At 74.0% G+C, this 14,755-nt stretch carries 8 protein-coding genes; all 8 read right to left on the bottom strand.

Annotated elements, in window-relative coordinates:
• Positions 1-67: 67 nt before the first annotated feature.
• Positions 68-1,804, bottom strand: a complete 1,737-nt coding sequence (locus BS75_RS30955; RefSeq protein ID WP_034090614.1) for a vWA domain-containing protein — start codon at positions 1,802-1,804, stop codon at positions 68-70.
• Positions 1,804-4,086: a hypothetical protein gene (locus BS75_RS30950; protein WP_034090613.1), complete on the bottom strand. Its 2,283-nt coding sequence runs from the start codon at positions 4,084-4,086 to the stop codon at positions 1,804-1,806. Before BS75_RS30950 ends, BS75_RS30955 begins: the two co-directional genes overlap by 1 nt.
• A complete protein-coding gene (locus tag BS75_RS44985) occupies positions 4,083-4,847 on the bottom strand; it encodes a nucleotidyl cyclase domain-containing protein (protein ID WP_052069814.1) in 765 nt (254 codons plus the stop codon). The genes BS75_RS30950 and BS75_RS44985 overlap by 4 nt, the downstream gene beginning before the upstream one ends.
• Before the next feature lie 297 nt (positions 4,848-5,144).
• The gene (locus tag BS75_RS30940) at positions 5,145-6,932 is read right to left on the bottom strand and encodes a thiopeptide-type bacteriocin biosynthesis protein (RefSeq protein ID WP_231607935.1); all 1,788 of its coding nucleotides are present in this window, start codon (positions 6,930-6,932) and stop codon (positions 5,145-5,147) included.
• A gap of 9 nt (positions 6,933-6,941) precedes the next feature.
• Positions 6,942-8,897 (bottom strand): TOMM precursor leader peptide-binding protein, encoded by a 1,956-nt coding sequence (locus tag BS75_RS30935; protein WP_231607934.1) that lies wholly within the window; start codon positions 8,895-8,897, stop codon positions 6,942-6,944.
• A complete protein-coding gene (locus BS75_RS50745; RefSeq protein WP_052069813.1) occupies positions 8,894-10,765 on the bottom strand; it encodes a hypothetical protein in 1,872 nt (623 codons plus the stop codon). Before BS75_RS50745 ends, BS75_RS30935 begins: the two co-directional genes overlap by 4 nt.
• Positions 10,762-11,997, bottom strand: coding sequence for a lantibiotic dehydratase C-terminal domain-containing protein (locus tag BS75_RS30925; RefSeq protein WP_034090612.1), 1,236 nt, complete (start codon positions 11,995-11,997; stop codon positions 10,762-10,764). The genes BS75_RS50745 and BS75_RS30925 overlap by 4 nt, the downstream gene beginning before the upstream one ends.
• The gene (locus tag BS75_RS30920) at positions 11,994-14,738 is read right to left on the bottom strand and encodes a lantibiotic dehydratase (protein WP_034090611.1); all 2,745 of its coding nucleotides are present in this window, start codon (positions 14,736-14,738) and stop codon (positions 11,994-11,996) included. The genes BS75_RS30925 and BS75_RS30920 overlap by 4 nt, the downstream gene beginning before the upstream one ends.
• Between the last annotated feature and the right edge of the window lie 17 nt (positions 14,739-14,755).

The raw sequence follows: 14,755 nt of genomic DNA, 5'->3' as shown, positions 1-14,755 counted from the left end.
TGCGGATGTGCATCGGTGGTGCAGGGGTCGACCCGTACGGTGCGCGTGGTCGGAACGTGGAGCGGATTCAGCCCAGTTGTCGCAGTCTCGGCGGGCAGATGGGGGCCAGTTCGAGCCGCCCGCGGAGCAGCCCGCTGCCGAGCTCCCGCACGGTGTCGTTGAGGAGCAGCGCGAACTCCTCCGCCGCGACCGTCAGATCGAGGTGGGGTTGGGCGACGAAGGCCAGCTCCCTCCGGCTCGCCATGGCGGCCGTGGTCTCCTCGCCCGCCTGGCCGATCCCCACGGCGACGATCGCCGGCGGGTAGGGCATTCCGGGGCCGGACACCGCGGTGGCCTGCCTCCGCCACAGCGAACCGTCCTCCGGAACGCCCGCGACCAGCAGGAAGACGATCGGCCGGTGGACGGTCGGATGGTCGCCCTTGAGCCGGTCGATGTCGCCCGGCACGACCTTGGCGAGCTGCTCGAACGCAGTCCCGTAGCGGGAGCCGTTGCGCACGTCCGGTACCGGCATGACCGTGCCCCAGTCGACGTGGGTCATCGGCAGCGCGACGCGCGTGTCCTCGGCCACGGTCAGGACCGACAGGCGGATACGGTCCGCGATCCCGGGCACCGTCAGCAGGGTCGTGTGGAGGGAGCGCAGACCGTTGCCGAGCGCCTGGGCGCACGGGGCGGCGGCCGGCGACTCGTCGAGGACGACGTAGATCGGCAGCACGCCGACGCCCGGGGAGGCGTCGCGCCGGGACGTATCGGCAGGGCTGTCCGGTCCGGGTCCCGCTCCGGAAGCGGACCCCGAGGGGCTGCCGGTGGTCGCCTTGCCCCAGTAGACGGGCGGCAGCTCCGAGACCGCCGGTGTCGCGGCTCCGCCGTACGGCAGGCCGCCCAGCACCTCGTTGCGCCACTGCTCCACGTCGACCGGCTGGAGCAGGCCCTCCTTGAGGATGGTCTGGAAGCGGGCGTCACTGCGCGCGTCACGGTTCGCGGCATACTCCGCCTGGATCTCCATCTGACGCAGTACCTGGGCGATCGCCCCGGCGGTGTCCTCGGGATGCTGGGCCAGGTGTGCGCGGAGCAGGTCCTTGACGTCCATGCCGCTACCGGCCAGCGCCCGCATCCGCCGCTGCTGCTCCGCCAGTCGGGCCTCCTCGGCCAGCCGGTCGCGCTCCAACTGGCCGCGCTGCCGTTCGGCTTCGAGCTCGTTGTCGCTCGCCACCGCGTCCTTGGCCAGGTCGTGCGCCGCGTACCCCCGCTCCCGGTCGCGCTTCGCCTGCGTCAGGCCGGTGAAGTGACGCTGTGCTGCCTCGTCCGTGTTGAGCTCGACCAGGCACCGGTGGACGGTGATCCCTTCGTCGAGTCGCAGCTGCTGCGCGAGGCGCTGGTTCATCGCCGCCTCGGCCCCGGCCGCTTCCTCGATGGCGAACCGCCGGGAGATGCCGCGAAGCACCTGGGCCACCTGCCCGTACACCACCACGAGGGCGTCCTGGATGTTCCGCCGCACGATCTCCGTCGGGTCGACGACCCGGAAGCCGATGTCCAGGCTCGCCTGGAAGAAGTGGACCTGGTCGCTGCAGGGCAGGGGCGAGCTCTCCAGTCGCGCCCTGCGGTGGTGGTCGCTCATGTCGACCTCGTAGCGGGTGCTGAAGCGGCCCAGGAACTGGTCGGACAGCGACGGCAGCCGGCCCTGGAGCCAGTACAGCTGCCCGACGGCGCTGGCGTACACCACCGCACGGCTGGGGTCGATCGCCGCGGTGGGCCCGATCCGGCGGACGGGCTGCCGGCTGAGGATGAGTGGGAGTTGGGGTGGCATCACGGAACCTTCTGGGCGGCCCGGCTCCCGGAGAGCCGAGCGGTGACTTCTGCGGCGCAGGCGGCCTGGGGCGATCCGATCTCCTGCGCCCACTCGGCCGCGCAGCGTTGGATGATCGCCGTGGTGCGGGCGTTGTCGTGGGTGGCGGCCTCGACGAGGCGCAGGAACGCCTCGCTCAGCGGGCGGTCCGTGCCCGACCGCGCGGCCCAGGTACGCAGCACCTGGGCCGCCTCGACGTGGTGGATCGGTTCGTTCAGGGCGGTGCGCCAGAGCTCCACGAGCAGCGCGCGGGACTCCGGACGGAGATCCGCGTGGCGCAGCAGGCCCGGCCACTGCACCTCGGCCGCTCCGCCCGCCTCCGCGCCTTCGCCGCCCACCGGGGCGACCAGCTGTGCCGCCACGATGAGGAAGGCGAGCAGGGCGCTCGGGCGGGACTGCCGGTCTGCCAGCGACTGGTGGAGCCGCATCAGCACCGCGGTCGCCAGAGCCGTGTGCTCGGTGAGGACGTCGGTCAGGCTGTCGCCGACGGCCACGGCGACCCCGATGCTCTCGACCGGGGTCAACCGGACGAGCGCGTCGATGGCGGCCATCGGGGCTGCCCCGCCGAGGGCCACGCCGTACACCCGCGCGGCCGTGGCCTGCGTGTTGAGGTCGTCGTCGCGGTGCCAGGCCCGCGCCAGGTCCTCGACCACCGGCCGTAGCCGCTCGTCGTGGACGCACACGGACAGGGCGTAGGCGACCGTGTTCCGCTGGTTGCGGTCGCCCCGGTGTGCCCAGGGTCGCAGCAGGTGGTCGGTGACGTACTCGAACGACCGGCAGGCCAGCAGGCCGAGGGCGACCCCGGCGTAGATCCGCACCTGCTCCGAGGCGTCCTCGGCCAGTCGTCCGAGCCAGCCGAGCAGCACGTCCTGGACCTGGTACTCGCACCAGGTGTGCAGGATGACCTGGGCCGGATAGCTCGGGTCCTGATAGTCGACCGAGGTGGCGGGCACCCGGCCGACGGCAGTGCGCACCGGGGTAGTGCTCGTCTGTGCCCGCAGCAGGGCGAGTCGGCGCCGCAGCGGCAGCCCGTACGGATCGGGCACCGCGCGGGCGGCGCTCTCGTCGTCCTGCGGGGCCTGGGCCAGGGGGTCGTCCCTGCGCAGCAGCGCCCGCTGCAGCAGTCGGGTGGCAGCCGCGATCTGCTCGTGCGGAAGGCCGTTGAGCACGGCCAGGGCGATGGCATGGCTGTGCAGGCGGGGATCGCGCAGCCCCTCGATCCAGATCTCGAAGTCCTCCACGCTGCGGCTCGCCAGCCGGCTGCGGACCCGCCCGAGGTCGGGCAGCTCGGCGTCGGCCGCCTCCACCTCGTCGACCAGCGCCGAGGCCAGGTCAGCCGCGAGCTTGGCGGTGGACTCCGGGCCGAGGTGGCTCTCCAGCAGCTGCTTCACGTCCGGGTCGGCGTGCAGTCGGGCGGCCTGGTCGGGGCCGAGCCGCCACTTGAGGAACCGCTCGACCAGAACGGACAGGTCCGGACGGCCTTCGAGGGTGACGACGTGGTCGAGCAGCTCCGCGTCGTCCATCCCGGAGTCCGTCACCTGCGTGACGACCATCCGGGCGTCGATCCGCTCCAGGCTGTCCTCCATGGCGTGGAGGACGGCGACGGTCAGACCGCTGCTGCGAGCGGGCCGGTCGAGCAGCATCCCGGCGCCACGCAGTTGGTCCACGTTGGCGTCCACCAGCTGCGGCAGCTCGGACGGAGGGGTGTCCCGGCCCAGGCTGAAGAGCTGGTGGTGGGTGCGGCCGAGGAGCAGCCTGATGGACGCGGTGGTCTTGCCCCAGCCTTCGGGCGCGCGCAGGATCACGATCCGCCGCTTGGCGAGGGCGGCGCGCACCTCGGGCCAGCCCGCCGGCTCGACGAAGGCGTGTTGCGCCCGGTCCACCAGCAGTGGCGAGAGGCGGGCAGGCCGCCGCCGGGCGTTGCCCGCGAAGAACTCGTACTTGTCGCCCGCGATGAAGTCGCCGCCGACATTGCTGTAGGCGTCCTGCCGGGCCTCGTGACGGAAGGCGCCCCGGCCGAAGCCCCCGGTGGCGTCCGAGGCCTCGGCGTCCGACTCGGCCGTGTCGGGCTTCTCCTGCGCCGAGCCGGACGCCGTCGCCCCCGGGCCGGACCCCCCGGGCTTCTCCCCCGCGCCCGCGCCCCCCGGGCCGGCCCCGCCGGGGTCGGCACCTGTGCCGGCACCGTCCGCCGACGCGCCGCCGGCCGCGGCGCCGGAGGTCAGGGCCTCCGCGGCGGGACTCATCGGTCACCCCGGTGCGGTGGCTCCACACCGACGTACTTGTTGTGGCCGACCGCGTCCCCCTGCACGGTCCCGATGTGGAACATGGTGGACCGGGCGCCCCCGCTGCGCGCCGCCGAGGGCGGGGCCGACTCGGACGTGGCGGTGCCGGGGCGCGCAACGGGCCGGTCCAGGCCGGGCGGTGCCGGGCAGCCGGGGACGGTGATCCAGACACGCGTCCGGACGCCGTGCTTGACCTCGATGTCCGCGGGAAGGTAGGCCGCCGGGTCCATCGAGCGGTAACTGTGTCGGATGACGTCGTGGAAGACCGTGTCGGACACGGCGAAGACCAGCGGCGCGCCGACGGCCGACCGCAGCACCTCCCGCAGCGGCTCACAGTCCACCAGGCGGAAGGCCATGTTGACGGCGTCTCCGGACCACCCCCGTGGGTCCGGAGACGCCAGCCCTTGATGCATCGACAGCCGGAGCCGGAGGCCGTGTCCGGAGTCGGTGCCCTGTGACCTCTCCTGGAGGACGTCGTGCAGGGCGCGGACGAAGCGCCCTGCGAGCAGGCGGGGCGGAAGGTCCGGGCGGGCGACCAGCAGGGCCCCGTCCCCGCGGTCCTCCACGTCCAGGTCGCCCGCGGCGAGTCCGGCCTCCGCCTGGGACTCGTCGAGTACCCGGTACATCTCCTCGCGCAGCATCCCCTGTGCCGGGTCCAGGAGGGTACTGAAGCCCTCGACGTCCAGCACCATGATCCATCGGTGCAACGCGTCGACTGTCATGCAAGTTCTCCCCGTGCGTGGCTGAATGTCTTCCTCGGCCTCGGTGGCCCGTACCTATGGAAGTGCGGCTACGGCGGCATGTATACGCCATCTGGCGCACAGCGCTCCGAGTCGCCGGAACCTACCGCGACTCGGGGGTGACGAGACTACCTTGCTCCGGCGTACACGGTTGCCAGCAAAGGATATTGAGTCACTGTCAGTTCCAGTACGGCGGCCGCCGCCGGACGGTGCCGGACGGTGCTGCACGGGATGCACAGTGCCCGCCCCCGGAGGAGCGGGCCGCCGCGGAACGGCCCGTCAGCGCGATACTGCCCGGGGTTCGGCCGTCCGGCGGCCCAGCGGGAGGAGGTACTGGAGGGGGTGGTCCAGATCGTCCAGCCCGAGCAGTTCATGGGCGAGGTCGTCGTGGAAGCCGCTCATGGTGGTGGTGGCCAGGCCCAGCGCGGTGGCGGTGAGCAGCAGGGTCTGGGCGAGGTGCCCGGCCTCCAGCAGGCCCAGCCGGAGCGCCCGCAGGCCGTAGCGCCGACGCAGCAGGTCGAGGTCCAGGTAGAGGCCGATCAGGACGGGAATCCCGTCGACGCCGATCCAGTCGGGGTCGTCCGGGGAGCGGTTGAAGTACGAGGAGAGCGTCCTGACCTCCTCCACCGACGGCGCCGGACCGACCCGGGCCAGCGAACGGCGCTGCGGGACGCATTCGTAGGTGCCCGCCGACAGGCCGTCCACGTCGAGGACGACCAGTCGCAACCGCGCGGTGTAGAGGGCGCCCGCGCTCGGGTAGGGCCGGTGGGTGGAGGTCCAGGCGGTGCCGTCGGGCAGCTGCCGCCGGGAGCGGTGGCTCTCGGCGTACGCGCTCCACAGCAGGGCGCCGAGCTGGGCGGCGGTCAGCGGGCCGGTGAGCGGGCCACGGGCGGAGGTGCGGCCGGTCAGCGCCGCGTGCAGCGACATCTCGGGCAGCGGTTCGGCGGGCAGGGCGGTCTCCGCCAGGGCCAGTCGGCCGTTGCCGACGGTCAGTGAGGAGGTCGGAGGCGACGTCGGCAGGGACCGTACCGCGCTGTCCGTCATCCGCCCGATCTGGAACTTGCTCCGCTCCAGGTACTGGCGGTCAGGTGCCAGGTGCCCGCTCGGGAAGAAGGAGGGCTCCTCGCCCGGGTCGAGCAGGGTCCGGGCGGCGAGGCGGCACACGGCGCGCTCCTCGTCGGGGGTGACCCCGAGGCGGTTGAGCAGCATGTGGAGTTGGGACCCCCAGACCCACAGCAGCGTTGCCTCGGCCCCGGTTTCGGCTTCGGCCCCGGCTTCGGTCCGGGTCGTCGCCGAGCGGATCTCGCGCAACCTCCTGTCGGCGGCACGCACCTGCTCCGCCCAGTCGCTCAGCCAGGGCGCGCCGGTGCCGAGCTCCAGGCTCTCCCGCAGCGTCTCCTCCCGACGCAACAGCGCCCCGTGCTGCAGCGCGAAGACCGAGTTGACCTTGGAGTGCACCACATGGCTCGGCAGCAGGGCGACTTCGGCGGCCCAGCGCCAGCCGGACGCGTGCCGTCGCAGCCATTGGGCGGCGGCCAGCCGATCCAGGCCCAGAGCCAGGGCGGTGGCATGTGCGATGTCGCTGGCCAGCGTCAACCTGGCCTCGCCAGCAGCCATCTGACGGAGCGCCTGGACCGCCACCCGGGACGATCCGACGAAGACCTCCTCGGCGACCGGGAGGGCGAGCGGTCCCCCGTAGCGTCCGGTCTCCGGGACGTACGGCACCGCCCGGACCTCCCCGTGGCGGGACGGCCATGGGCCGTCGACGGCGGTCCTCGCCCCGGCCAGCCGGGACAGGTCCGCCGGCAGTCCGGCGACGGCGGCACCCAGGCCGCGCACGCGGACCCGCACATGCGGACCCCCCTCGCCGTAGCGGATGAAGAACCACCCGGCGCCCTCCCGGCCGGTGGTCAGTGCGTCCAGCAGCGGGGCGAGGTCCTCCCGCAGAAAGGCATCGGCCTCGGCGATGTCGGTGTGCAGGAACACATGGAAGCTCTGCCAGTCGAGGGAGCCGTCGGCGATGGGGCGGTCCGCAACGCGGTCGCCGGTGTCGGGGCCGTGAGTCACGCGGAGTCCTCAGGGGAAGGGGTGCGGGTGGATGGTCAACTCCTCGTAGCGCAAGGTTCGTTCGGCACGCCCCAGTCGATGCGGGACCTCCAGCAGCCGGGGCAGCCCCCGGGTGCGGTGGTTGACGTGTCCGAAGGTCATCGGCAGCGAACCGGGCACGACGACCTTGACGCAGTGCAGACCGAGCCGGTCGCGCGCACCGGGTTCGTCCACGCCGACGGCGATCACCTCAAGCCCTGCTCCGGCCAGCCGCCGCACGGTCCCGGTCAGCAGTGCGGTCAGGTCGGTCACCGGCTCCGGCGCCCCCGGCCAGGCCCGACGCCAGTCCAGCTCCGGAGCATCGGCGACCAGGACGTTCAGCCGGTCCTGGGTCTCCGGGAGGGTGCCCAGGCCGACGTGGTCGTCGAGGGAGACCACGAGTTCGGGCTGTTCCAGCATCGGACGCAGCCGTTCCGGGGCTCGCGGCCGTCCGGGGGCGAGCGCCCGCTGGGCGGCCTCGTGGACGTTGACCACCACCTCGACCAGGGCCGAGCGGATGGCGGTGCGTGGGTCGTGGTGCGCCCCGGCCGCCAGGAACGCCAACGGGGCATCCGGGTGGCTGCCCCGGTAGCGGCAGACGGCGAGCACCGCCGGGACGCCGAAGTCGTTGGTGGCGTCCAGCAGGACCGTCTCGTATCCCAGCAGTGCGGCCCGGTCGACGAGTTGGACGGTCTCGGGATCGCCGTCGGGCACGGCTACCCGACGCAGCGGGGTGGCCGCGTACCAGGCCATCAGGAACGCGTCGCGCTCGGCCACCTCGAACAGTCCGTACAGAGCGGCCTCCTGGAGGCTGTTGCCCAGAGCGCAGCCGTTGGAGGACTCGTAGACCACGCGCGGGCGGTCGGGCCCCGGAACGTCCCAGTGGGCGACGTGCTCGGGGACCGCCACCGAGCGGCCACGGGTGAGCGACCAGCCGTGAACCCAGTCGAGTTCGAGCTCCGGGTGGTACGGCACCGTCACCGATGCCGGATGTCCCTGATAGGCGGGGTCCGGCAGGCCGAGCCGTTCCGGGTCCGCCGCGCGTTCCGGGCCCAGCGAGGCGAACGAGGCCCGCAGGGCAGTGCGGTGGCCGGTGGGGCTCATCCCGGCAAGCCGCTCGACGGCCTCGAAGAGAGCCACCCGCTCGCTGCTCTCGAAGTCGGCGGCCCGGCCGTAGCCGCCGTCCTCCGCCATCCGGCCGTCGGTGACGTACGCACTGCTGAGACCGAAGCCGGCCTGCTCGTTCCGGCCCAGCCGGCGGACCGGGCCGAAGCGCTCGTCGTACAGGAAGTCCCGCAGCTCCGCATGTCCGGTAAGGGAGTTGGCCCCGCGCAGCACGGACGGGTCGGGCAGCGGGCGCGGCACGTCAGGGATCGCGGCCCGCTGTTCGCTGTCGGCCGGCAGCGGACGGCAGACCTCGCAGCCGCCGACCGGGCGGACCCGGTGACTGGTCCAGGTGGCGCGGCCGTTGTGCACGATCCACACGGTGGAACCCCGGTCGGCCCCGGACCCGGCCGCCGGCGGCTCCGCCACGGGCAACTCCGCCGCCAGCAGTTCCATGGCCAGTGCGCCGATCGCCTCCGCCAGGGCGGGTGAGGGCAGCCCGGCCAGGGCCAGTGTCGGGCTCCGCCACGGGACGCGGCCCCCGGTGGTGGCCAGCCGCTGGTACTCCGTACAGCTCAGACAGGCTGCTGCGCCGGGACGCAGCACCGGGCCGACGACGGTCAGCGCGCCGTCCGAGCAGACCGGGACGTGCACCACCGGGTGGCCGAGCGCATGGCGGCTCAACTCCTCGGCCAGGCCCAGCGTCCACTCCTCCAGCAGGACCACCGCGGTGCCGCCGGTGGACGCCAGGGCGGCCGCCGCGTCCAGCACCGGTACCTCCGGCAGCAGTCCGGCCAGAACCGGCGCGGGCGGGATCGGTGCGGGTCCGGTGTGCACGGTCACCGGGCACCCTCCTCGGTGCTCAGGACGGCGAAGCCGCAGCCGTGGAGTCCGGCCGCCACCGTGCGTGCGTCCACGGCGACGGGCACCCACGGCCTGGCGCGCAACCCGGTCAGCCTGCGCAGGGCCTTCTGGAACGCCGGCTCCCGGGCCGCGACACCGGCCAGCCACCCGCTGGTCCAGCCGTCGTCCTCCCATCCGGCGTACTCCGCCCCGGCTGCGGTGATCGGAGCCGAAGCACCACTGGGCAAGCTCAGTTGACTGGGCGTCAAATCCAGCGCCGAGACCTGACAGTGCACCGTGGCGGCGAGCGCGGCGAAGGCAGCGGCGTCACCAGGGGTGGCCTCCACGGCAAGACCCAGCAGCTCTCCCGAACGATCGCGGACAGCGGCGTTGAACACGTCCTCGTCCGGGGCACACCGTGCCACACGCAGCCCGGCATCGACACCCAGCCGTCGAGTGAGCGTGGTCCACCAGTGGCGCGCCTGCGGATGCGCGAGCCACTCCCCCTCCGGCAGGTCTCCATCGGCTCGCGGCGGTGTCAGTCCGGCAGACCGCCGCAGGGCACGTCCCCAGGCATGGCCGGCGTCCACGCCGACCGCGATCCCGGGGCTGCCGCCCGGAGCCGCGTCCGGACTCAACCCTTCTGCGGCCAGCCGTAGTTCGGCCGCCCGGCAGACGGCGTCGAGTCGGGCCAGGTCGAGCCGTGCCGCGCCGGCGACCAGGACGCCACCCGGCACCGGGCAGGCCGCCAGTGCTGCCGGCAGCTGGGGCAGCGCCCCCGGCTTCGGCAGGGCGAGCACCCCGACCAGTTCGTCGCCCAGAGCAGCCGTCCGCCGTAGCGCCTCGGCCAGGGTGTCGGGCGGGGCCGACACCGCCGCCCGATCCGGGTCCAGCAGGTCGGGACCGAGCCAGGGGTGGTAACCCGCCTGCGAGGGGCGGTCGGTGGCCACCAGGACGGTCGGCCGGTGCGGCAGGATCCGATGGTCGTCGCCCTCGTCCGCCGGGTCGGCCAGCCCGGCGACGGCGCAGAGCAGCCGCTGGACGGCGGCCCCGGCGACCAGCGCCGTCAGCGCGCCCGGAGCAGCTGGGGCCGGGTCCGCGTCCGGCACCAGGCCGAGCCGGGCCGACAGCGCCGCCGCGTCCGCGCGCACCTGCTCCGGACTGCCGGGCGCGGTGACGAACGCGGTACCGCCGGACAGCCCGGCGGCAACGGCCAACCGGCGCTCCCGGCCCGCTGCGACACTCTCGGCCGCACCCCCGGCCGGGGCGACCAGGACGATCCGACCGGGGGCGACGCCGTTCCCGGCAACGTACGTGGGCGCCGAGCCGCAGCGCTCCAGCGCCCGTCCGGCGGCCTGCGCCAGCGCGCTTCGGGCGTCGGCGGCCTGCACCTCCGGGCGCGCGGAGGCGATGGCCGCCGCTGCCGGGACCGGATGGTCGGCGGTCGCCTGCAGCCAGCGGGCGACAGGGCCGTCCGCCGCCGCAGCCGTCCGCTCGACCAACAGGTCATGGGCGTGCAACTGGTCGACGACGGTGCCGAGCGCCTTGCGCAGCGGGGAGCCGGCCGGGGCCTCGCCCAGCAGCGCCGCGTGGTCACCGGTGCGCAGCGACGTCTCCAGCATTCGCCACAGCCGGGGCAGCGCCCGGCTGCCCTCCAGCGTGACCCTGGAGCGTCGGCCCCGCAGGTGGATGCCCTCGACCAAGGGAGTGACGGCGATCCCGGGCCGCAGCTGCCAGCCCGCCAACGCGGCCACCGCGTCGGGCTCCGTGGCCGACATGGCCGACATGGCCGACGTGGCCGACGTGGCCGACGTGGCCGACGTGGCCGACGTGGCAGCTGCGCCGTGGTCGGTCGCGGGGGTCGTCACGAGGCCCGCTCCATGGCGTCCACGGCCGCGGTCATCTCGGTGCGCCAGTCGTGCCCGGTGAGCACCGGCACGGCCTGAACGACCAGGTAGCCGGCCAGGTACCGCTCGCGCGGCAGCAGGTCGCAGACCGCGAAGAGCCGGTACAGCGCGTTGGTGCAGGCCCGGTAGACCAGATAGTCGGGGCGGGTCCACATGGTCCCCTCCGGATCGGAGCGTGTCAGCAGCCGGTGGAAGTCGCTGTACCGGGTGCGGCGGTCCCGGTCCCAGCGCACCAGCGTGTCCAAGTCCCCGGTGGCGGCGGCCCGGCGGCGGTACTCGTCCGCGTCGCCGGAGAGGTGCGCCCCGGCGTCCAGGCGGCTCCGGGTGAGGTCCCAGGCGGCTCCGGACCAGGCGGCCCAATCCTGCTCCCAGCCGTCGGCCCCGCCCTCGGCGATCCGGCCGACCATGGCGGTCACCCGCTCGCGCACGGCCTGCCAGTTGCCCTCGAAGGTCTGCCGGAGCCGTCCGTCCCGGTCGTCGTGGACGAAGAAGTCCTCCAGGTGGGAGACGTAGGAGTAGTGCCCGCCGACCAGCCCGCCGGGGTGGGCGGCGGCGTGGGCCGCCAACGCGGCCACAGCCAGCTGGACCCGCGCCGGGGCCGCGTCGCCGTGCTCGCCCAGGAAGGCGGATCCGGCCCTCAGCGCGGGCAGGCCCAGGCCCAGCAGGTCGTCGCGCAGGACGGCGCTGTCCGCGCCGATCAGGGCCCGCAGCGGGGCGAGGTCGACCCGTTCGACGCAGACCGTGTTGTCGGGCACGACCGGCTCGTAGGGCGGTGGGATCAGTTCGACCCGGCCCGCCTCGGCCGCCTGCGTCAGCAGTTCCCCGGTGCCGAGGTCACTGACCGACGGATGCCGGTCGACCCATCGCCGGAGCTCGGCCGCGCCCTGCTCGGCGGCCTCGACCACCTGCCCGGCCGGCCCGCGCAGCCGCAGCCGCAGATGCGGTCCGTGCAGCCAGTGACGCTCCACATGGACGCGCAGCCCCTGGGCCGTGCAGCCCTCGGCGAGCGGCAGGACCGCATCCCGCAGCAGCGAACCCTTGATCGGGTGGTGGTAGTACGCGACCACGTCCCGGGCGGCGGCGTCCCCAGGGTCGGTGGCTGCCCCGGGGTCGGTGGCTGCTCCGGGGCCGGACGTCGTCAGCGCGGTGGCGGGCTCGGCCACGATGGTCTCCTGATCGTTCGTCTCGGTCATGTCGTCCGCCCGGCACGGTAGACCTCGGCCACCAGTTCCACGGAGCCGGTGGCCTGCTCCCGGCCGCCGGGCGCCGGAAGAGCCTCCTCCAGTACCACGCCGTCCGGGTGCCTGGAGAGCCACTTGGCCAGCGAGTGCAGGTGCAGCGCGTTGCCGAAGTCCACGAACTGCGGCTTGGGTTGGGCCAATCGGGCGAGGAAGTCCTCGGTCGCGCGGCCCTCCCGGGAGGCAGCCGCGACCGGGTGCAGGAAGACCTGCTCGGGGAGTCGGAGCAGGGCGCGCCAGCGGGAGACGACTGCCGGCGGCGACCCCGGCTCGGCGGCGAGGTCGGTGCGGAGTGTCCGGAGCACGCCCGCGTCCACGTGCCAGCGACGTCTGCGCAGCACAAGGTGCCGATGGCGCAGCCGGGGCGTGCGGACCACCCGGCCACCCGGCGCGTCGCTCCGGTACTGCGGGACGAGGGCTTGGAAGTCGACGGCCCCGAGCGGATGGTCGGCGAGCAGTGGTGCGCTCCGCTGGGGCAGCATGGTCGGCGCCAGGAAGCCGTTGTAGAGGACGTCGAGCAACTCGCCGGTGGCGCGCAGCCGCAGCCGGACCTGGTCGTCGGCCTCCTCGTGGACCAGGTCCAACTCGTCCTCGCCCCAGGGGGTCCAGCGACGGTCGGGGCCGATCTCGTCCGCGACCAGTAGCGGATGGAGGTTGGCGTTGAAGCCGCCGACCGGACGGAACTGGGCGGGCCTGGCGCCCTCGCCCAGCCCGCGGTGGATCTGCCGCGCCACCTCGGCGCCGGCCCCCGGGGCCATCGCGTCCAGGAACCGGCTGGTGAACCGGCCCCAGCCGCCGTAGGCGTGGTTCACGCAGAGCAGGTCGCCGCGGCCGGCGCGCTGGAGGAAGTACGAGTAGCTCAGCGGGCGGCGCACCATCCAGCGCGGCAGCCGGTCGCCGAGTCCGCGCACCAGGTCCACGGGCAGCACCACGTCGGTGTCGGCGGGGTCGGGACCCGCGTCGGCATCGGCGGACCGGGAGCCGCCGCCGTGCGCGGATTCGACCAACGCCTGGCGCAGTTCGGCGAGTTCGGCGCAGCCGCTGGGGAGGGCGGCCAGGCCGGCGCCGGGCGCGGCGGCCCGCCAGGCCGTCTCCCAGGCCGGCGCGTACTCGCCGCCGAACTCCCACGGATGCGGACCGCAGCCCCCGACCCCGTAGCGCGCCACAAATCGGTCACGGATGACCCGCCGCATCAGATGGCCCAGGTCGAAGAGCTCCGCCAGGGGAGCCAGCTCGACCAGTGCCTGATGGTCGGCGCCACCGAGGAGCCCTTCCAGCCGGACCGGCTGCGGAGCGACCACGTCCTCGGAGAGCACGCTCAACCGCACCGTACGCGTCGGCACCGGCCGTCCGGCATCGGCGAGAAGCGTGTGCCAGGAGGTCGAGAGGTCGGCCAGCAGGGCGGCCCGGCGGGTCGGGTCGGCGGCGGCGAACTCCCCGGTCATGCGGTCGATGTCCCTGATCTGCAAGAGGAGTGACCCTGCGTCAGTCACCTCCTCGCTCTGACTGCGGCGCAGCCAGTCGCCGAGTCCCGCCAACGGTGCGTCGCTCTGCGGATCCAGGGGTTCGGTGGGGACCAGCAGGCCCGCCTCGGCGAGGGCGTCCAGGAACGCCCGAGCCGCCGCCCGGCTCGCCGCCTCACCCGACGCGCGCAGGGCAGGGGCCAGCTCCTCCACCAACTCGTCCCAGGTGGACGGAGTTTCGCAGCGTGTGGCGACCAGGGCCAGCGGGCCCCGGGCCGCGAGGGCGATCTCGTCCTCCGCCGCGACCAGAAAGCGTCCGCCGACGAACTGCAGCCGGCTGCGGGTGTAGCTCGAAACGCCGTCGGCGGTCCGGGCGCTGCTGGTCATCCGGTACGGAAGCCCGGCCCGGCGGACCGGGTCGCCCACCAGCGCCTCGGAGAGGGCCGTCACCAGCGTCCGATTGGCCTTGACCACCGAGATCAGCGCGTCGGCGGGCAGTCCGGCGGACCCCCAGTCGGCGGCACCGGCTGCAGCGAGCAGGTCGGCGTCCGTGGGGAGCAGCCCCCAGCCGACGGCGGTGAACCACGACAGCGGGCTCGTCCTGGTGCTGGCCCGCAGGACGTGGCGCAGCACGCTGGGCTCCTCCTTGCGCGCCTTGCGGTCGTGGACGCCGGTACCGGCGCGTTCGACCGCCCGCAGCAGGTCGGAGCTGGTGAGCGCGATGGCGCGACCGAGCGCGGGCTCCCGGCAGAGCGAGGACAACGCCTCCCGTTCGGCGGCAAGTGCGGCTTCGCCGGTGGTGGCCAGGTCGGCGAGCAGACCGGCCCGGCGGCGACGCAGGACCAGCCAGGCGGCCAATTGCGGTACTCGGTCGGGCAGGTCTCCGAGGCGGTCGAGCAGCGCGGGTCTCGGTTCCCGCCCGTTGTGCAGCGCGCGGCGCAGCGGCAGGACCACGTCCCGGTGGAAGGCCGGGGAGTGGCTTCCCTGTCCGGCGTACAGGGCGTCACAGAGTTCCGGCAGCAGTGCGGCGGTCCGCGCCTCCAGGTCGGCCAGTGCGGCCACTTCGGTGCGGAACGCCGCGGCAGGCGGGCTCTGGGCCGGATGCCGAAGCACGGTGGAACGCATCAGCGCGTACGGCGCCAACTGCACCGTGTAGCCACCGTTGCCGGAGCAGCGGGGATCGACGGTGTCGGAACGGACGCCTTCGGTGCCGACCGCTGCGGCGTAGGGCATGACAGTGATCCCGTTCC

It is taken from the genome of Streptacidiphilus albus JL83 (genome assembly GCF_000744705.1).
Lineage (GTDB): Bacteria > Actinomycetota > Actinomycetes > Streptomycetales > Streptomycetaceae > Streptacidiphilus > Streptacidiphilus albus.
Note: the sequence above shows the minus strand (reverse complement) of the source record. Positions and strands in the feature narration are given on the sequence as shown.

Coding starts and splice junctions, on each gene's coding strand:
- BS75_RS30955 (WP_034090614.1), bottom strand. CDS start 1,804: ATGCCACCCCAACTCCCACTCATCCTCAGCCGGCAGCCCGTCCGCCGG.
- BS75_RS30950 (WP_034090613.1), bottom strand. CDS start 4,086: ATGAGTCCCGCCGCGGAGGCCCTGACCTCCGGCGCCGCGGCCGGCGGC.
- BS75_RS44985 (WP_052069814.1), bottom strand. CDS start 4,847: ATGACAGTCGACGCGTTGCACCGATGGATCATGGTGCTGGACGTCGAG.
- BS75_RS30925 (WP_034090612.1), bottom strand. CDS start 11,997: ATGACCGAGACGAACGATCAGGAGACCATCGTGGCCGAGCCCGCCACC.
- BS75_RS30920 (WP_034090611.1), bottom strand. CDS start 14,738: ATGCCCTACGCCGCAGCGGTCGGCACCGAAGGCGTCCGTTCCGACACC.